Here is a 19,160-nt window from a genome sequence, read left to right as displayed (position 1 = left end):
TGAAAGAACGCTTATCTTCCACAAGTTCAAGGTGGCTAAATAACGACATAATTAACAAGTAGATAGTGACAATGTGGGCGTTATTAGATCAGAAAAGAGGCGGATGTTAAAGCCTTTTTACAAAGTGCGATCCCGCCGTGGCCCTGTATCACCATCAACAAATTTAAATGAAACAACCCGCTCTAGTTCTTCTTGCTATACTGTTTTAGAATACTGAACTAACCATGAGTCATTTTCATTTACTCTCTTGCGCAACTCTAAAAATGTTGGTGTTTCAACGGTATTATCATCACTGTATTTTTCAGGTTCTCTCAAAATTCGGCTAATAAATAGGCTATCGACGACAGTTGTGTGATTTAAAATTCTGACGAAAAAGGTAGCATCACTTTCTGGAAGCCCTGAAAACTGCTGCTCTCCTAAATCAAGCAATTGAGTATTTGCCCACTTTTTGTAGTGAAGCGCCTTAGAAAAGTCCCTATTCATCCTTAGGTATACGCCAGATTTTTACCAATAATGACCGATAATACCCTAAACGATTAATACACAATAATAAACTGTCTTATACCATTACGCTTAATTAAGTAGTCTATTTTGAGGCAATAAAACCGCGTTGATAACAAGGCAAAAATTTAGTTATTTAGTTGTTCTAAATCAGAAATTTTTAACGCAGGTAGCGACTGGTTTAATCACTCAAAATGATTAAGTATTTTTGCGGATTAATGGTATTACTGCAAGCCTTAATTATTAAACAATAAAAAGCCCAGCAGTAACTGGGCCAAAAGTCTGTCAATTTTGTCGAGGTTTACCCAACTGTCTAATGCCTTAACGCATGACTTTATTTAACCTTCTTCTTGCTCCATAAAGCGTTGCAGTTGGTCTTTTAGGTTAGGTGGAATACCTTTAATCACAAGTGTGTCTGTTGCTTCATTATATGTAACGCGCTCGCCAAGGTGTTTGCGCTCAAAGCTCACACTTACGCCACCACCCATACCAGAGAACTTAACCATGCTCGTTACCGTCTTTTTATCAACAGGGAACGAGTCTTCCAAATCATAGTTTTGTTCTTGGCAAAAGCTGTCAAATGGGCTGTCATCACTTTTAGATAATGTCGCCGATAATTCTTTAACGTTGGCATCTTCACCTGTGGTCACACAGTCATTACAGTAATCAAAAACTTGTTTACGAAGCTCATCTTTTTCTGATTTATCAAACTGTTGCTCTGATAAGTAGTCTTCAACGGCGTTAAGCATTACTTGGCTTTGTTGTTTAGGGTCAATACCCTCTTCACAACCTAAAAAGTCTAAAAAGAAATCCGCAACCTTACGACCCGCACGCCCTTTAATAAAAGAAATATAGCGATTATCTTCCGCTTGCGTGTCCCAGGCTGTCAAATCGACACGCGCAGCTAATTGCATGCGTGAGATATCTAAGTGACGCGATGACGCTAAATCAAGTTCCGAAGTAATTGAATAATGTTCTTTAATATTGATCAGCGCAATTAACACATAATCACTTGCAACATATTGATAATGGCAAAAAACTAAATAACCAGTTTCGTTAAACGCATACTTATTTAGCTCTTCTTTTAATACATTTGTGGCCTGCTCAGTCATATGCCAAAAGCCCAGCTCATTGTTTCGATAGCTCTGCATTGCAGAAGCTACAACACTGTTTTTCTCGCCACTGAATGCACAATACCCTTTACCCGGTTTACCATTGTAAGCATGGTGAAGCTGTTCTATGAATACAGCGACTTTGTCGTTAACAACCATTTCATCATTGCGTAAATGAATTTCAGTATCGTCGTCTTTTTTGTCTACATAATGAACGACTAATTTTTTAACATCTATTGTCATCTTTGTTTTTCACGCCTCTGGTGTTAAAATACGGGAATATAACTCTTTTTATCGAACCAACTGATGCCTATCATATCAAAATATTCTAATGAGCAAGTAGAACAAATCGTTGATCAGCTGATTGATGTACTTACAGAGCATAAAGCGCCTGTAGATTTAAGCCTTATGTGTTTAGGAAATTCTATCACGCATATTTTAAAAGAGCATGTACCTTCAGAGAAAAGACAAGCGGTTGCCGACAACTTTGCCAAAGCATTAGCGCAGTCGGTTAAATAAGATTTATGAATTTATCGCAACAAAGTCAATTTTCATCAAAAGTAAGTCAGCTTCTTAGTTGGGGCCATTGGTTCACCTTCGCAAATATAGGTTTACTGCTGTTTATCAGCTTAAGTTATTTATTTGCCGACAGTGCCCCCACTACTTTTGTGGGTTACCTGTACATGTTTGTAACTTGGTTAAGCCACACAAGCTTTATTACGTTTATTGCCTTTGTTCTGACGATATTTCCGCTGAGTTTGGTGTTTCCTTACCCTCGACATATTCGGGGGATGGCCGCTGTAATTGCGACCTTTGGTGCATCACTGCTGACACTTGATGCCTACGTTTATTTCAACCTAGGCTATCATTTGAATTCATCAGCTTTACCTGAGATTGTGTCGTTATTGTGGCATCGTCTTACAGACTCCCCTGCACTCACGACTATTTTTGCGGGCGGTATCGTACTACTCATTTTAGCTTTCCAGTTATTAGTCAGTAATTACACTTGGCATCATCTGGCACGCTTAAAACAGTATAAATTCGCACGTTATGCTACGAGCACAATCTTAGTGTGTTTTGCTCTTAGTCACAGTATTCATATTTGGGCCGATGCTAATTTAAAATTTGATATTACTAAGCAAGATAATGTACTGCCATTATCGTACCCAACAACTGCAAAAAGCCTGCTGGCTAAAAACGATTTACTTGACCTTGACAGCTATAAAGAAGCTCATGATGTTAGGCTAGATCCGCACAATATTGATTATTTAGCACCGACGCCTCCAGCACAATGTGTTGATGAAACTACAGCAAAAATCGATATTTTAGTATTTTCAAACAACGACGCCCTTGAAAGCTTTGTAAATACTCAACCAAATTTACGTAAAACTGATTTATTCTTACAACCTATTGAAGTTGAAGATACGTTATTTAGCCTGGTTTATGGCTTACCGGCTTTTTACAAATCACCTATATTTGAAAAACAGCAGTCGCCTGTTTGGTTAAGCGAATCTCGCTCACTACAGGTAGAGGGCTTCGAACAATTTGAATTTATCAATTCAACCAATGAAGACTCATCAATAAGACTTGTCAGCGCAGATGAAACAACCACAGTGCGTAATAATGCACACGCTGTTTTCGCATTTAGCCTTGCTCAGCATAGCAACGGCATTGTGACTACGTCTCGCCTGTACAGCTCAGATAAAAAAGTTGTGCAAACAGACGGGCTTATTCAACCAAGTGACATAATAGCCACCAGTGTTGGGCATTATTTAAATTGCCAAACGCTCGCGAAACAAAGCATGCTAGGCAGTAATTTATATAAACGCCATGATGATACCGGCGTAAACTACTCTCAAAATGTGTTTATTGCATTTAAGAAAGATAGAATTACTTTAATTGACTCGGATGGTAATTTTAAAAACATCTCTGCAGCTCAGGGCTTTGCAATAGAGCAGCGACTTGATGTACCCTTTTTAGTTCAAAGCATTAAAAAACTAAAACGCTATACACCTTAGCCCTTTTGATTATTTGCTATACGAGCTGGCTTTATTATATTTAATAACACGTATTAAAGTAAGGACACGGATGTCATGAAAGCCACAATCACCGCGTTATTTCCCTCTCTTTTCATTACCTTTTCTCCCGCACTTACAGCGGCGGAATACTATAAATGTGTAACTGACAAAGGCACCGTATTTAGCCAATTTCCTTGTGGGAATCGCGCAACTAAACACCGCATTACAGTAACTGATCCTGATATACAAGCACCTGATAATTATGTTAAACAACTTAATGAACTGGAAAGAGAACAAATAATAAAGCGATTAGAAGCCGAAATTCGTAGTCAAAAACATCGTTTAGACATTTTAAGTCGCGAACGTGACAGAGCGCAGTACCAACAAGAGCAACGGCTTAACCGCATTTTGTCTGATTCACAAAGCAAGCAAATCAGCAAAGACATACAAAAGCAGCTAAACAGTATCAATAAGCAATACCAACGAGACGTAAAAAAGGCTAATAAAAAGCTGGCTGACTTAGAAAAAAAATTAGCACGCTATAATTAATTAACTTTACTATTGGGTTTCACTAATAAATAACATATTCTTAACACGGATAGAGTTAATGCTCTAAACACGACATTTCAGCCGTTTCGAAGGAGTTTGTATGCAGCCACAACATATTGCGGAGTTAATTTTATCTGGCTTTCGTAATCACTATAAACTCTTCCAAGCAATAACAGCCAAAGCCCCTATCGCATTTGCCAACCGAGATTGGCAAAAAATTAATGAAATTAGTAAGCTCAGAATTAGCCATTATGATGATCGGGTTAACGAAACCATTACCAAGCTAAAATCGCTGAATGAACAACAAATTATTGAGCTCAATCAGACTTGCTGGCTCGAAACCAAACAAATATACCAACAATTTTTAAGCTTTCACCCACAAGCCGAGCTGGCTGAAACTTTCTATAACTCCGTTTTTTGTCGCTTATTTCACCGCCGCTATTTTAATAACGACTTTATATTTGTAAAAGCCACTCTCGCAGATGCTCCCGCCCTCCCAATGGAAGCTGAATATCGCAGTTATTTTCCTGTCGTAGATGGGCTAAGACCCACAATACGTAAAATTATTAATCAATTTGACTTTAAAGCCCCTTTTGTGGACCTTGAGCGTGATATTCGATTGTTGGTTAAGGCGTTTTATAAGCAAGCTCCCGATACACACCACCAAGCGTGGCACATGCGCTTTGATATCCTTCAAGCCCCTTTTTACCGAAATAAAGCCGCTTACATTGTTGGCCGAGTGGTGTCTGAAAGTGGCGTACAACCTTTTATCATTGCTGTTTTACACCATGAGGATAAAGGCTTATACCTTGATGCGTTGCTGACGAAATCATCGCAAATGCGGGTTATCTTTGGTTTTGCCCGCGCCTATTTTATGGTTGAAACACATGCTCCTTCTGCATTAGTTCGTTTTTTAAATCAACTAATGCCCAACAAAACATTGGCAGAGCTTTACAATGCAATTGGCTTTCATAAGCAAGGTAAAACCGAGTTTTATCGTGAGTTCTTACAGCATTTAAATAACTCAAACGATCAATTAGTTATTGCCCCTGGCACACCGGGTATGGTGATGATGGTATTTACTCTGCCATCCTTTGGCTATGTGTTTAAAGTGATTAAAGACACCTTTGGCGAAAGCAAACCGTTTGGGCGCGATACCGTGCTTAAACGCTATCAATTAGTTAAAAGTCATGATCGTGTCGGACGCATGGCCGATACTATAGAGTATTCTAACGTCGTATTTCCTCTGAGTCGTTTTGATAGTAAATTGTTAGCAGAGCTGCATAAAACAATCGCCTCTTCAATGATTATTGAAGGTGACTGGCTGATCATAAAACACTTATATATTGAGCGGCGCATGACACCATTAAACATATACCTTGAAAATGCCAGTGAACAACAAGCATTTGAAGCCATTGAAGAATATGGTCAAGCATTAAAAGAAATGATAGCCGTGAATATATTTCCAGGCGACATGCTATTGAAAAACTTTGGGGTAAGTAAGCATAACCGCGTTATTTTTTATGACTACGATGAAGTGCAATATTTAACTGATATGAACTTTCGTGCCTTACCAAAAGCCAAGTCATACGATGACTACTTAACGAATGAGCAAAGTTATTCAGTGGCACCGCAAGACGTATTTCCTGAGCAATTGTGCACCTTTGTTACGGCTAACCCTGTGTACAAACACTATTTATTAAGTACACACCCAGAGCTTGAAGACCCCGCTTATTGGCGACAAGCTCAATATAATATTAAGCAAGGCGTGGTAAGCCACATTTACCCTTACCCTGCTGCACAACGATTTATCCATTATTGGTAAACACCAAGGACACAGAATGAATATAAGTAAAATAGATTTAAACTTACTTGTTTACCTAGATACATTACTCAGAGAGTGCAATGTAACCAAAGCGGCTAATCAGTTAAGCATTACACAACCCGCAATGAGTAACGGTTTAAAGCGCCTGAGAAATTTATTTAATGATCCGATTTTGGTACGCACCAGTGAAGGGATGGTGCCGACAGAGCGTGCTAAAGAGCTACAACCTGTCATACGCGGTATTTTAATGACGTTAGAAGAAACACTCGCTCCTAACCGTGAATTTGAAGCATCTCAAAGCAAACGTGTATTTCGTATTATGGCCAGTGACTATGCGGCCAGTACCCTTGCGCCCAAACTACTTAGTAAGTTACACGAAGAAGCGCCTGACACCACGCTTGATATCCTGACCCCCAGTGACGTTACGTTTCATGACGTTGAAAACGGCAAGGTCGACATGGCAATTAACCGCTTTGAAAACTTACCCCAATCGTTTCACTACAAACAAATTTGGAAAGACAGTTTTTGCTGCTTAGTAAAAGCCGACAACCCTATTATTAAAGACTTCAGTCTCGATAGTTACTTAAAAGCGCGCCATATTTGGGTAAGTAAAACAGGTTTTGGTGTTGGCGTAGGTATGGATCCAAAAGATGTCCAAAAGTTAGGTTGGGTAGACGAAGCGCTTGCTCATTTTGGTAAGCACCGGAATATTGCAACCTTTACTCGAAACTATCATGTCGCCATTCACCTGGCTAAAGAGCAGAATTTAGTGGCCACACTGCCATCAAAAGCGGCGAATATTTATTTAGATGATCCGGGATTAAAAATTCTTGAGCCACCTTTCCCTATTCCGCCTTTTGAACTCGACATGATTTGGAGCCCTCTTTTACACCGTGATGCCAGCCATATTTGGCTTAGACAAAAAGTAGCTGAAGTGGCCAATGAGCTTAAGTAATATTTTACCTATTAACCTGTAATTATTGCTGGTACGCCTTTTTATATGGGCGTACCAAACTCTCTTTATCTCAAAATAAAAATGTAACACTCTGATTATTAATGATAATACTTTTATGTTAGGGATTGGAACATGCTTTGCTTCATGTAGAGAGCATTGTTTTAATTCAGTCTATATTATTAGAGAGGTCATTATGCAAACACATCAAGGACATGACGTTCATCATATTGCAGATATCATTCAAGTTATGAATAGTGGTATCGATTTTTATGAAAAAGCACAGGAAAAAGTTTCAGACCCCAGTATCGTCGCGTTATTTCAGCGCATGATCGATGCCCGTAAAGTAAGTATTGAACGTTTACAGCCATACGCCATCAACCAAACAGGTCACCGTGAAAATGGCTCAGACTTTGCGGTAGAAGCTCGTAAAGCTTACACATCTTTAATCACTAAACTCGGTGCAGACAAAGATGCAACCTACGTCAGTGAGCTTGAAGAAGTCGAAGACAAAACACTCGCAGAAATAAAAAGTGCGCTCAAAAAACCTCAACCCCACGACTGTGAAGCAGCGTTATCAAAAACCCTGCTAACTATTCAAAGCTGTCATGCCGAAATGAGTAAAATGAAAAAGCATTAACTGCTAATCATATGAAGCCCAGCATAACTGGGCTTCATATTGAAAATTTAAAGAACGTTATTGCCCAGTAATACGTTTTGAAAATGAAATAGCATAAGCAGTTGAGCGCAGCTTTAACACTTCATCTTCACTTGGCATAAAGCCTTGTGAAAGCAGATTTGGGTCGTAATTAGTTAAATCACACCCTGATTCACCCGTGGATTCTATCGTGAGCTTTCCTAAATTAACTGTTTTGCGATCAGCAGGCCATTGCACTGAAGGATCCGTTAATGCATCACCCGGCTCGGCTAATTCAGCTTGAAAACGGTAATGAACTTTCCCTTTCGCTAAATCCTCTTCAAGTCGCTTAGCAAGAAATGATTTAGGTAATGCTTTCATTTGTTCTTCAGTTAGTACTTGTTCTTGCGCTTCTGGCACCATGGTCCATCTAAAAGCTTGCTTAGTGCCCTTTTCATCAACCATGTAAAAGGTATGCACACCAAAATAACGTGAAGACACATACGATGCTGGCGGGTTATGGCTTTGTAGCCAATTAAATTGTCCTAACGTACTCGGGTTTTGCTCTCTGTATGCTTTCACTTTTGCAAAATCGATTTCACCTGTTTTTTCGTCAGGTACTAAGGTACTTAGCAAACCAAAAAATGCTTCAGGGCTGTTACCTGCAAATACTGGCGTAGTTAGCCCTGCAATATTGTGCACATCCCCATTTTCTAGCACAAACTGCACCCCTATTCCTCGCGGAGAACGTGATGTTTCATCAGCATTAGGGTTACCCCCACCCATAGAAAAACGAATATTTGCTTTTGACGGTGCGTTAAATAAAGGACTGATTGAATACTGTTTTGCTGCTTGATTAGGTGTAAATGTGCCCACAGCGCATACACCTTTGGCGTGACCTTTTCTAATTCCGGGCTGCTTACCTGAAAGCTTCTCAAATAAATTTATGAAATCTTGCCCGTTAACTGATTGCTCAGCAAAACTTGCTGTCGGTAAAACAAGGCACATAGCACAAACTAAAGACTTAATTTTTAGCATTTATCCATCCTTTAAACTTAGTTCCAACAACAATGACCTGACAAACCTCGAAATGATTTCATCAAAGTTAATAAATATTTTTACTAACAAAAACGCTACAAACATTTAATAAACTTAGAATATTTATTTAACTACAGTATTTTTAAAAGCTGCTAACTTTAAATTTAGGATCCGAAAAATGGCTGTGGCGCCCAGCATTTTAAAAATAATCCGTGTTCTTAACACGACTATGGCTAGTCCACTTAATCGTAAATTTTGTGGCTTGGTCAAAAACAACAAGGACCTAATTATGGTGAAACAACCTAAAAAAACCACTGCAAACGCTGATGTAGATATGACCCCGATGCTCGATATTGTATTTATATTGCTGATATTTTTTATCGTTACAACCTCATTTGTTAAAGAGCGCGCTATAGAAGTCAATCGCCCTTTAGCAAAACCAACTCTTGAAAACCCAAAAAAACAAGCGCAATTTACTATTACTGAAAACGACAGTATTTACTTTGCAAACCGACTTATAACACCAGAGCAAATTATAGCTAACCTCGCGTTATTTGCCGCACAGTTTGAAATGACACAGGTGCAAGTAACTGCAAGTGAGCAAAGCAGCCACAAAACCTTAGTCACCTTGCTTGATAAAATAAAACAATATCAAGATGTTCCAATCTCTATAAGCACGTCTCTATAACTAAAAAAGGGCCTAACGGCCCTTTGAAGGTTAAATAATAAAGGAATCGATAGGATTTTTAGAACTTATATTCTGCGCCTACGTAGTAGTACGCACCGTTAAAGCCAAAGGGTGCTGAGCGACGTGAATAAGTGAACACACCCGGGCTTGAAACAATAGTGTTTCCATTTGCATCAACAATGGTACCCGAACGCGAATTACCAATGGTATTCTTATCGGGGTAAACATCAAATAAGTTGTTTGCACCAATATTAAACGACAGATTTTCGTTAAAGAAGTAGTTAACTTTTACGTCAGTTAAGATTTCAGCGCCATACGTTTGGCGACCTCCATCTTCTACCGTGTACTCACCGTAACGATTAAGTGATAAATTGACCGTCCAGTCTTCTAGTCGGTAAAGTGCACTTAAGTTAATGCGGTCTTCGGGTTGCCACTCTTCAATAATCGATGTTTCTTGCGCAGAAAACACATCTTCAACCGGAATCGTTTCAAGCCCACTGCCTGCAGGGGTGAATAAATCAACGACATCCGTTTTTGTAAAGTTAGCAGCAAAAGTAAAATCAAGTGTTCCACCAAGGCCCTCGGTATTCCACGTTGCGACTAAATCAACCCCTTCGGTTTCTGTATCAGCGCCATTTAAGAAGAACTGTCCAGCTCCCGCGCCAGCGCTTTCTAACGCTGCATCTAATGTGTCGGATAATCCTTTCCCTAAACGATTACTGATCACAATACGGTCATCGATATCAATCGCATAGTAGTCAATAGTCAGGTTGATGTTATCTGTGACGTTGTAAACAATCCCTAAACTACGATTTTGCGATTTTTCTTCTTTAAGTTTAGGAATACCAATAGATTGCGCCAGCGTACTGTCGTTTCTAAAGGTGCCCACTTGCTCTGCAATTAAGTCACCATTTGGTCCAACAACAAACTGTGTGCTTACGTTATTAAAGTACAACTGCTGCATTGAAGGCGCTCTGAATCCTGTGCTCACAGCACCACGTAACGAAACATCTTCAGTGATTGACCAGTTACCCGCCAGTTTAAAGTTAACGGTATCGCCAAAACCTTTATAGTTATCGTAACGAAGTGCACCTGAGATAATCACATCATCAATTACATACGTTTCGGCGTCTAAATAAAATGAAATGACATCGCGTGACTCATCCACTGACGAGGCCGGATCGGAACCACCAAACCCTTGAGCACCACTTGCAGCATCAACACTTCCTATGCCGTCATTAAGGCCTGCATAAATACTTACCCCATCAACTGTATCGTAATCACGATACGCATACTCACTTCCCTCTAGGATGCGAAATTCATCGGTACGAAGCTCAGCACCCAACGCCAGCGAAAAGTGCTCGTAATCTTTGGTGTAGTCAAGATTCAGTGTTTGTAGTGATAACTCAAGACCATAGGCATACGCCGAACGCGGGATCGTAGTTCGAATTTCGTCAGCCGTTAAGCCTTGCTCATAACGAAGGTAATTAGCATACGAGCCATTAATCGTATCGCTTGTGGTGTAATCGATGCTGTTTTCGCCATAGGTGTATGACAAATCAATACTCGCGTCATTATCAAATGATTTTTTGAAACCAACATTGTAGGACACGTCATCGATCACTGTGTTAATTTTTGGTAGAAACCCCATAGGAATGGTTGCATCGCCATCTTGTAAAACAGGGTTACCACTTGCATTGGCATTATGACGGAAGAATGCAGCTGATTCATTTTCACGGTTCGAATAAGTAATAAAACCATAAAGCTCACCACCAGCAAGTTCATAGCCTGTATTAACTGTGAGGGCAAATTGCTGTGAATCTGCATCACCAATTCTAAAAGTATCGCGCGGGGCTGTTAGCTCACGAGGATCGCCCGCGAGTAATGTGCCATCTTCAAGTTCAGTACAGCCATAAAACTGACATGAACCATGTAAGCCTGCACGGTTTGTTGGCGCACGATCTCGATAATTAATCGTCGTATTTAAATACCCTTCGTCGCCTAACGCAAACCCTTTATTAAAATCGATATTAACTGTTTCGCCATCGCCCTCTGAGTACTCACCATAATTAATCGCCGCTTTACCGCCTTCTTCTGCGTCTTTTAATACGATGTTGATAACGCCCGCAATCGCATCTGAACCATATTGTGCTGCGGCACCATCACGCAAGACTTCAATACGTTTGATAGATGCAGCAGGAATCGCATTCATGTCTGTACCGGCCGTACCACGACCAACAGAGGTATTGATATGAATAATACTTGCCTGATGACGGCGCTTACCATTAATCAGAACTAACGTTTGATCAGGCCCTAAACCGCGCAATGTTGCTGGTCTTAACGCATCTGTACCATCGCTGATAGACGAGCTGGAAAAGTTAAATGAAGGCGCAATGGCTTGCAACATACGGCCAACCTCAGTTTGACCTGTATTTTCCAGTGCTTCTGCGCTTAAAATATCTACCGGTACAGGTAAATCTTCAACTGAACGCCCTGCGACACGGCTACCCACGACAGCTATTTTCTCAATATTTTCCTGTGCAGCTTGATCAGCAGCTACCGCCTGTGTATTCGAAGCAAGCAGTAACGGCACGACTGCAGCGCTGATCCCTGAAAGGTTTTTCATGTTGTTATCTTTCCTATTGATTTGTTTGAGTTTTATACTCAGTAAACCATTTTGATCAACAACCGCATCGAGCTCAGTGCCTTTTAGCATGGCATCTAACGCATCTAATTTGGTGTAAAAACCAAACACAGATTGCGCTTGATATTGCTTTGCTAAATCGAACGAAAATATGACTGTTTGGTCGGTTTGCTTTGCAAATTCAATCAAAGCCAAATCAGCTCGTTGCGCTTTAATATCAAATTGCAGCATTTGTTTTTCAGCAGCGATGACTGTTTGACTTACATTCAGTCCATAAACAAAACAGGCCGCTGGTAACAAATACACATGTTTACTGCGCAACTTAACCAAACAGTTGAGAAAGAAAAATCCACTACATAAATTTAATTTTTTTGTGTTTAATTTTTTATGACAAGCAGCGTCTGCACCATTAACTGCATGAAATAAGTGTGCTCTCATAGGCAATATTAACTTTTAGTCGCTAAGGTCAAAGTAACACGATGTTCACCTAATCGTTGATGTTCAACAGCTAAGTTAGCGGCCAAAGAATCAAGTAAGCCTTTAATGTCGCCAGCTTTAAATACTCCCGCCACTTTCAATGTTGAGAGTTCAGGGTCAAGGAGTTCAAAGCGTGTTGCTGTGTATCGACTCACTTCCTGTAATGCGTCGCTGAGAGGTTCACCATTAAAAATAAGCATGCCATGTTGCCACGCTAAATCACGTTGCACATCATCTGCTGATAATTGTTTTATTGGCTCTGTTTTACTGTGTTTAATCAATGCTTTTTCACCTGAAACAACAACATTCGCTTTAAGCTTTTTAATATCGTTGCTGGTGTCTGTTGCATCTTTAAGACGATTAAAATCAGTGGCGTCAACCTGAGTACTGGGGTCGGCAATCATCACTTTGCCTTCTGTTACAACGAGTTCTAGATCTGATGCCGTGTTCCGCTGCACGTTAAACACAGTGCCTAATGCTGTAAACGATTTATCACCCGCTATCACAGTGAATGGACGACTCGCATCTTTTGCAACATTAAATCGTCCTTCACCTCGATTCAAAATGAGTTGGCGACGATTACCTGTGTATGCAACTTCAAGATTTGTGTTGGTATTTAACTGAACAATAGTACTGTCTGGCAGGACAAAGGTGGCTTGTTCGCCGACTTTTGTTCGGTAAATTTTTGTAAATTTAGCATGATCGTTTTCAGCTGAATGCCAATAGCTTGAATAGATTAACATGATGCAACCAAGTAGCATCACCACTAAAAAGCTCGCAGCGGTAGCCATCCCAAATGAAGTACTTTGTTTTGTAGGCGCTTTATGTGGAAACAAACTGCTTAATTCATTTAGCACACTCATTTCATCCCATAATTGTGCTAACTCAAACAATGCATCCTGATGCGCTCGGCTTTGACTTGCCCAAACTTGTAATTGTTTAACTTCCTCATCTGATAAGCCACGGTCAATCGCGCTTATCCAACGGCTTGCCTGCGCTTGAATCATGTCGTGTGAGGTAAATGGGTGAACATTACTCATTTATTCACCTCTTTGGCTGTAAATGTGTTTGTTTCAGAGTAATTGTTTTGTTGAATATCGTGGGCTTTCATCGCACGGTGCGCATGTAACAATCCTTTAGCGATATGTTTTTCAACAGTGCTCGTACTTAGGTTCATTTCTTTAGCAATTTCCTTTTGGCTCAAACCATATACTTTTTTAAGGATAAAACACTTTTTAACTTGTGGACTCAATTCATTTGTTACACGACAAAAGAACAAAAATCGCTCTTTAGAGGTAACTTCATCTTCCAACGCCATTGTGCGCATATGACGTTCAACTTGCTGCTGTTCATCCAATGAATCTTTGTATTTATTATCCCATTTAGCTACATGATTAAGTGCTAAGTGCTTCGCTGTTTTAAGCATATAACTGTGCGTAAATTCAATATTTTGCTTAAGATCAGCCTCATAACTTTTAATAAAGGTTTCTTGCACTATGTCTTCGACATCATCTGGGCTCACAATGCGAGATACAAAGCGCCTTAGTTTATTAGATATTTCAGCAAACGTTGATGTTACCCCAATGTGTTTCGTCATCCCTAACTCACCTTTATTATTTTTATTACTTTAGGGTACGAGTTTTCATTATAAATACAAGCGTATTTGTTAAATTTTTGTTCCACACGTAAACAAAGATTTCATAAACTCATAAAAAGTTTGTTTTTACGAGTTGCTAAACTACAAAACAACTTAATATAGCCTCCTGTGAACCACTGTGCCGACAGGCAAAAAACCAGACTATCAAGTCAATACAATTATACCAATCTGTCATAATACTGAAACATTCTGAGGGATAGACCTGTCGCTATCTGCGCTAAACATGTCTGATTTACGCCTGCATGGATGCAGGAGATAGAGCAATGTAGGAGCAATTGCCGAGAACACCTAAATAACGACATTGTTGCCTCGTTAGCAACGACGTTTATCGCCTCAAAATGGCTCACTTCATTAAGCAAATTGGTATAGGTGAACTGGCTAAATTATTTAAAAACTAACCCGCAATTAGAGTACACTGTATGTGCGCTATCTCTTTGTGAAGATAGCATTTAATTCTCTGCTTAATCTCACCTGTAAAAAGTAAACTAAAGGGTGTACCTTTCGCTAATTTGGGTATAAACTAAACGCGCTTAATTTCTGCATAGTATCGCCTTTCGATAGTGTATAGGCTATTTTCTATGCTTACCTACTTAACAATTGGACTGTGGAGTAAACATGCGCCTGCCTTTCGCGTCTGCCAAATTATCATTATCTGCGTTGTTTTTTATAACTGCACCTTTACTATTACAAGGTTGCTCAGAAGCACCTCAGCAGCAACAGAGTCAAATGCACCCTGCCGCGGTAGCAACAATGACAATGACACCGCAAGATGCCCCCTTTACTATCGAATTACCTGCTACGTTGTCTGGTTCAAAAGAAGTCGAAGTTCGTGCTCGCGTTGCGGGTATTCTTGAATCACGTAATTTTGAAGAAGGTCAACGTGTTGAACAAGGCCACTCTTTATTTACTATCGACCTTGAACCTTATCAATTAGCGGTTGACCGTGCTCAAGCTGCACTTGATGGAGCCAATGCAGCGTTAGTACAAGCTAACAGAGATGTAAAACGTTTAGCAAAATTACGCGCAGAAAAATCTGTCTCTCAACGCGATTACGATAATGCGAGTTCAGCCTACGACATTGCAAAAACAGATCTCGAGGCGGCGAAAGTTGCCCTAAAACAAGCGCAGTTAAACCTTGAATATGCACAAGTTAAAGCCCCGGTTGCCGGTGTAATGGGTCGTGAATTTGTCTCAGAAGGGACCTTTGTATCGGGACCCGATTTATTGCTTACACAAATGACACAATTTGATCCAATCCGTATCCGCTTTGGTTTATCTGAGCGAGAGCAGTTACAAATGCGTCAAGATGTTCAAAATGGCTCTCTGACCTTACCTGAACAAGGCCATTGGCAAACAAAAATTAAACTTCAAGACGGCTCTGTGTACGGCAAAACAGGTGAAGTTAACTTCTCAGATGTGCGTATTAACCCAAATACAGGCACCAGTGAATTTCAAGCGATTATTCCAAACCCTGATTTTCAATTACGTCCTGGTCAATTCGTCCGTATTGAGTTAAGTGGTGCTGTGCGTAAAAATGCGATCATTGTGCCACAGCGTGCTGTACTGGATAACGGCACCGGTAAGTTTGTGTACGTTGTCAGTAAAAATGAGCAAGGCATGGATGTTGCCCTGCCGGCTCCCGTAACGGTAGGAGAATGGGTTAAACAACCAAATAACGAGCAATATCAGAACTTTTGGCTGATTAAAAGTGGCCTAAAAGAAGGTGATAACGTGATAGTTGATGGAATGGCGCGTATTTTCTTCCCTGGTATGCCAGTGAATGTTGGCCAATCGCCTGCAAACTCAAACCACGCAGAATAAACACAGGGAGCCTTATGTTTTCTCGTTATTTTATAGACAGACCTATTTTTGCGTTTGTTATATCTATTGTCATCGTTTTGGCAGGTCTTGCTGCCATGCGCAGTTTACCCATTGCCCAATACCCTGAAATTGCGCCCCCAGTCGTTCAAGTAACAGCTGCATACCCAGGTGCGTCTGCAGACGTACTTGAGCAAACAGTTGCTGCCCCAATTGAAAATGCGATCACCGGTGTTGAAGGCATGATGTATATGTCATCAACCTCGACGAGTGCAGGTTCAACCACTATTGAAGTCACGTTTGAAATTGGCACAGACGTAGACCAAGCCGCAGTAAATGTGAACAACCGTGTTAAACAAGTTGAAGCGCGTTTACCAGAAGAAACACGCCGTCAAGGTGTGGTTGTTCAAAAAGGTTCATCCAGCTTTTTACAAGTGCATGCCTTTTATTCACCGGATGGTTCTCGCTCAAGTTTATGGACATCAAACTATGTCACCATGAACGTGCTAGACCGTGTAAAACGTATTCCAGGCACTACGAGTGTGCAGATTTTTGGTGCCAAAGACTACGCTATGCGCATTTGGTTGCGTCCTGATGTTATGAGTCAATTAGGCGTGACTGTCGAAGAGGTGGCCGGAGCGATTCGCGTTCAAAACTCCCAATATGCCGCAGGTAAAATTGGCGCTACCCCCACTGCATCCTCACCACAAGAGCTTGTTTATAGTGTAACGGCACAAGGCCGACTCTCTGAGCCTGAACAGTTTGAAAACATTATTATTCGTTCAAACCCAGATGGCAGTAGCTTACGCTTAAAGGATGTCGCGCGTGTTGAGCTCGGGTCCAAAGATTATAACTTTAAAGGCACAATCAACGGTAAAGAAGCGGTCCTGTTGGGTATTTTCTTACAACCCGGCGCGAATGCGCTTGATGTCGCAGACGAAGTAAATACTGTAATCGAAGAGATGAAAAGCCAGTTTCCAACCGGTCTCTCACATTTAACTTCTTACGACACGACACGTTTTGTTGAAGTCTCTATTCGTGAAGTTGTTAAAACACTGCTCGAAGCCATGGTACTGGTATTTTTAGTAGTGTATTTATTTTTGCAAAACTGGCGCGCAACATTAATCCCCACCCTTGCTGTGCCTGTGTCTCTGCTTGGAACATTTGCCGGCATGTACATGCTTGGCTATTCGATTAACTCATTGACATTATTTGGTATGGTGCTCTCGATAGGTATCGTGGTTGATGATGCCATTGTGGTACTCGAAAACGTTGAGCGTATTATGCACGAAGAACACTTAAGTGCACGCGAAGCGGCAATTAAAGCAATGCGTGAGGTCAGTGGCCCTGTTGTTGCAATCGTTTTAGTGCTGTGTTCTGTGTTTGTGCCTATTGCATTTTTAGGCGGCTTAACTGGTGAATTGTTCCGTCAATTTGCGATCACCATCTCTATTGCGGTGAGCTTATCGGGCGTAGTTGCGCTAACCATGACACCTGCACTGTGCGTCCTAATCTTAAAACAAGAGCATAAACAAACCGCGCGGTTTTTCTTATGGTTTAATGCAACCTTCACAAAAATTACGAGCCGTTATGTTGGTGCAGTCGGATTTATGGTGCGTCGTGGATTACTCGGCTTAATACTCATGACTGCAATGATTGCTGCCACAATCGGACTGTGGCAGAACACACCCGGTTCATTAGTACCAGACGAAGATCAGGGCTATTACATATCGGCTATTTTCTTACCCGATGGTTCATCGCTTGAGCGTACAGAGCACGTTACTCAACAAGTTGTTAAAGCGGTGCAATCAAACCCTGCCAACGAAAACGTCGTGGCATTTACGGGTTTTGACTTTATCGGTGGCGGATATAAAAACAGCGCTGCAACCTTGTTTGTCACTCAAAAACATTGGGATGAACGCGAGGTCGACACGAAAGCGCTTGTTCAAGAATTGTTTATGAAAACAGCCGGGATAAAAGAAGCGCTGGTACTTGCCTTTAATCCCCCCGCTATTTTTGGTCTGGGAAATACAGGTGGTTTTGAGTTTTATATTCAAAACAAAGGTGACAGTGACCCTGATAAACTGCAACAAGCGATGCAGTTAATGACAGCAGAAGCACAAAAGAGCCCTATCATTAGTGGCCTTCAAACTCTGTGGCGCCCAGATGCCCCGCAACTGCGTGTTGATGTTGACCGCGAGCAAGCTCGTGCAATGGGGGTTGAAATAGACGATGCCTTTACCGCACTGGCTGGTAACCTAGGCACCTATTATGTAAACGACTTCAATAAGTTTGGCCGTGCATGGCAAGTGCTTATGTCTGCGGATGCTGAATTTAGAATGAAACCTGATGACATCAAACGTATCTATGTTAAAAACAACCTAGGCAATATGGTGCCCTTGTCAGCGTTTACAACAATTGAGTACAGCCGAGGCCCTGAGAACTTAAACCGCTACAATAACTTACCAGCCGTAAAACTAATGGGTAATGCAGCACCAGGTTATAGCTCAGGCCAAGCAATTGCCGAAGTAGAACGGATCGCAAACGCAGTGCTCCCCCCTAACATGACCTACGAATGGACAGGGTCTGCGTACCAAGAAAAACGCAGTTCAGGGACAACGGGTATTGCACTAGGGCTTGCTGTGATCATGGTGTTTTTAATTCTGGCAGCATTGTATGAACGTTGGTCATTACCGCTCTCAGTGATGCTAGCATTACCCTTTGGTACGTTTGGTGCATTGATTGCTGTTTGGCTGGTAGGCATGACTAACGACGTTTACTTCCAAATTGGCTTAGTCACCCTACTCGGTCTAGCGAGTAAAAATGCCATATTAATCGTTGAGTATGCGCTAATGAAACATCAACAAGGGTGGAGCGCAAGTACTGCAGCATTGGAAGCAGCTCGCTTACGTTTTAGACCCATTATTATGACCTCATTAGCCTTTATATTGGGGGTTGTACCATTAGTGTTAAGCTCAGGTGCCGGTGCTGGAGCCCGTCACAGCGTTGGTACAGGCGTAATGGGTGGCATGATGGCGGCTACCTTCCTCGCAGTGTTCTTTGTACCTCTGTTCTTTTATTGGCTGACTGAGCGTAAGTTAACTGAAAAACGTTCAAGGCAAGAGCTTGCTGATGAAATTGCTGCGCACCATAAGCAAGAGCATGTCGATACGCAAGAAGGCAACTTATAAAAAACGAAGGGCAAACAATAAGTTTGCCCTTTTTTTATAAGTCATTTGTCAGT

At 41.0% G+C, this 19,160-nt stretch carries 15 protein-coding genes; 9 read left to right on the top strand and 6 right to left on the bottom strand.

Features of this window, described 5'->3' with window-relative positions; translation table 11 throughout:
- Window positions 1-195: 195 nt before the first annotated feature.
- Window positions 196-483, bottom strand: a complete 288-nt coding sequence (locus JIG41_RS19525; RefSeq protein WP_199525315.1) for a DinB family protein — start codon at window positions 481-483, stop codon at window positions 196-198.
- A gap of 356 nt (window positions 484-839) precedes the next feature.
- Window positions 840-1,856 carry a nucleoid-associated protein YejK gene (gene yejK / locus JIG41_RS19520; protein WP_199525314.1) on the bottom strand — a complete coding sequence of 339 codons (1,017 nt, stop codon included), beginning with the start codon at window positions 1,854-1,856 and terminating at the stop codon, window positions 840-842.
- Between the two features lie 63 nt (window positions 1,857-1,919).
- Here yejK and JIG41_RS19515 point away from each other — a divergent pair, with 63 nt between their 5' ends.
- From JIG41_RS19515 to JIG41_RS19490, 6 genes are all read left to right on the top strand, one after another.
- Complete coding sequence (locus JIG41_RS19515) at window positions 1,920-2,132, top strand: DUF1414 domain-containing protein (RefSeq protein WP_036967930.1); 213 nt, start codon at window positions 1,920-1,922, stop codon at window positions 2,130-2,132.
- A gap of 5 nt (window positions 2,133-2,137) precedes the next feature.
- Window positions 2,138-3,631, top strand: a complete 1,494-nt coding sequence (locus tag JIG41_RS19510; RefSeq protein ID WP_065978494.1) for a DUF3413 domain-containing protein — start codon at window positions 2,138-2,140, stop codon at window positions 3,629-3,631.
- Between the two features lie 75 nt (window positions 3,632-3,706).
- Window positions 3,707-4,180 carry a DUF4124 domain-containing protein gene (locus JIG41_RS19505; protein ID WP_199525313.1) on the top strand — a complete coding sequence of 158 codons (474 nt, stop codon included), beginning with the start codon at window positions 3,707-3,709 and terminating at the stop codon, window positions 4,178-4,180.
- A gap of 100 nt (window positions 4,181-4,280) precedes the next feature.
- Complete coding sequence (aceK, locus tag JIG41_RS19500; protein WP_036967922.1) at window positions 4,281-6,005, top strand: bifunctional isocitrate dehydrogenase kinase/phosphatase; 1,725 nt, start codon at window positions 4,281-4,283, stop codon at window positions 6,003-6,005.
- Window positions 6,006-6,021: 16 nt separating this feature from the next.
- On the top strand, window positions 6,022-6,960 hold the full coding sequence (locus JIG41_RS19495; protein WP_036967919.1) for a LysR family transcriptional regulator: 939 nt from the start codon (window positions 6,022-6,024) through the stop codon (window positions 6,958-6,960).
- 193 nt (window positions 6,961-7,153) lie between these two features.
- Entirely contained in the window at window positions 7,154-7,597 is a 444-nt protein-coding gene (locus tag JIG41_RS19490; protein ID WP_036967916.1) for a PA2169 family four-helix-bundle protein, read from the top strand.
- A gap of 57 nt (window positions 7,598-7,654) precedes the next feature.
- Here JIG41_RS19490 and JIG41_RS19485 read toward each other — a convergent pair whose 3' ends face one another.
- Entirely contained in the window at window positions 7,655-8,632 is a 978-nt protein-coding gene (locus tag JIG41_RS19485; protein ID WP_051501756.1) for a catalase family peroxidase, read from the bottom strand.
- A gap of 289 nt (window positions 8,633-8,921) precedes the next feature.
- Here JIG41_RS19485 and JIG41_RS19480 point away from each other — a divergent pair, with 289 nt between their 5' ends.
- A complete protein-coding gene (locus JIG41_RS19480; protein WP_036969180.1) occupies window positions 8,922-9,320 on the top strand; it encodes a biopolymer transporter ExbD in 399 nt (132 codons plus the stop codon).
- 58 nt (window positions 9,321-9,378) lie between these two features.
- Here the strand turns inward: JIG41_RS19480 and JIG41_RS19475 are convergent, their stop codons facing one another.
- The 3 genes from JIG41_RS19475 to JIG41_RS19465 all read right to left on the bottom strand — a co-directional run bounded on the left by JIG41_RS19475 (window position 9,379) and on the right by JIG41_RS19465 (window position 14,038).
- Window positions 9,379-12,285: a TonB-dependent receptor domain-containing protein gene (locus tag JIG41_RS19475; RefSeq protein WP_075593677.1), complete on the bottom strand. Its 2,907-nt coding sequence runs from the start codon at window positions 12,283-12,285 to the stop codon at window positions 9,379-9,381.
- A 125-nt stretch (window positions 12,286-12,410) separates the two neighbouring features.
- Window positions 12,411-13,481, bottom strand: coding sequence for a FecR family protein (locus JIG41_RS19470; RefSeq protein WP_036967913.1), 1,071 nt, complete (start codon window positions 13,479-13,481; stop codon window positions 12,411-12,413).
- Window positions 13,478-14,038, bottom strand: a complete 561-nt coding sequence (locus tag JIG41_RS19465) for an RNA polymerase sigma factor (RefSeq protein ID WP_199525312.1) — start codon at window positions 14,036-14,038, stop codon at window positions 13,478-13,480. Before JIG41_RS19465 ends, JIG41_RS19470 begins: the two co-directional genes overlap by 4 nt.
- 675 nt (window positions 14,039-14,713) lie before the next feature.
- Here JIG41_RS19465 and JIG41_RS19460 point away from each other — a divergent pair.
- Together JIG41_RS19460 and JIG41_RS19455 are read left to right on the top strand one after the other, a co-directional pair.
- Complete coding sequence (locus tag JIG41_RS19460; protein ID WP_199525311.1) at window positions 14,714-15,919, top strand: efflux RND transporter periplasmic adaptor subunit; 1,206 nt, start codon at window positions 14,714-14,716, stop codon at window positions 15,917-15,919.
- Between the two features lie 14 nt (window positions 15,920-15,933).
- The gene (locus JIG41_RS19455) at window positions 15,934-19,107 is read left to right on the top strand and encodes an efflux RND transporter permease subunit (protein WP_036967904.1); all 3,174 of its coding nucleotides are present in this window, start codon (window positions 15,934-15,936) and stop codon (window positions 19,105-19,107) included.
- Window positions 19,108-19,160: the final 53 nt, after the last annotated feature.

This window comes from Pseudoalteromonas sp. bablab_jr011 (genome assembly GCF_016464045.1).
Lineage (GTDB): Bacteria > Pseudomonadota > Gammaproteobacteria > Enterobacterales > Alteromonadaceae > Pseudoalteromonas > Pseudoalteromonas lipolytica.
This window is presented reverse-complemented; position numbering and strand designations above follow the sequence as displayed.

Bases quoted from the DNA above. Each gene is read 5' to 3' on its own strand.
- JIG41_RS19525 (WP_199525315.1), bottom strand. From the start codon at position 483: ATGAATAGGGACTTTTCTAAGGCGCTTCACTACAAAAAGTGGGCAAAT.
- yejK (WP_199525314.1), bottom strand. From the start codon at position 1,856: ATGACAATAGATGTTAAAAAATTAGTCGTTCATTATGTAGACAAAAAA.
- JIG41_RS19515 (WP_036967930.1), top strand. From the start codon at position 1,920: ATGCCTATCATATCAAAATATTCTAATGAGCAAGTAGAACAAATCGTT.
- JIG41_RS19510 (WP_065978494.1), top strand. From the start codon at position 2,138: ATGAATTTATCGCAACAAAGTCAATTTTCATCAAAAGTAAGTCAGCTT.
- JIG41_RS19505 (WP_199525313.1), top strand. From the start codon at position 3,707: ATGAAAGCCACAATCACCGCGTTATTTCCCTCTCTTTTCATTACCTTT.
- aceK (WP_036967922.1), top strand. From the start codon at position 4,281: ATGCAGCCACAACATATTGCGGAGTTAATTTTATCTGGCTTTCGTAAT.
- JIG41_RS19495 (WP_036967919.1), top strand. From the start codon at position 6,022: ATGAATATAAGTAAAATAGATTTAAACTTACTTGTTTACCTAGATACA.
- JIG41_RS19490 (WP_036967916.1), top strand. From the start codon at position 7,154: ATGCAAACACATCAAGGACATGACGTTCATCATATTGCAGATATCATT.
- JIG41_RS19485 (WP_051501756.1), bottom strand. From the start codon at position 8,632: ATGCTAAAAATTAAGTCTTTAGTTTGTGCTATGTGCCTTGTTTTACCG.
- JIG41_RS19480 (WP_036969180.1), top strand. From the start codon at position 8,922: ATGGTGAAACAACCTAAAAAAACCACTGCAAACGCTGATGTAGATATG.
- JIG41_RS19470 (WP_036967913.1), bottom strand. From the start codon at position 13,481: ATGAGTAATGTTCACCCATTTACCTCACACGACATGATTCAAGCGCAG.
- JIG41_RS19465 (WP_199525312.1), bottom strand. From the start codon at position 14,038: ATGACGAAACACATTGGGGTAACATCAACGTTTGCTGAAATATCTAAT.
- JIG41_RS19460 (WP_199525311.1), top strand. From the start codon at position 14,714: ATGCGCCTGCCTTTCGCGTCTGCCAAATTATCATTATCTGCGTTGTTT.
- JIG41_RS19455 (WP_036967904.1), top strand. From the start codon at position 15,934: ATGTTTTCTCGTTATTTTATAGACAGACCTATTTTTGCGTTTGTTATA.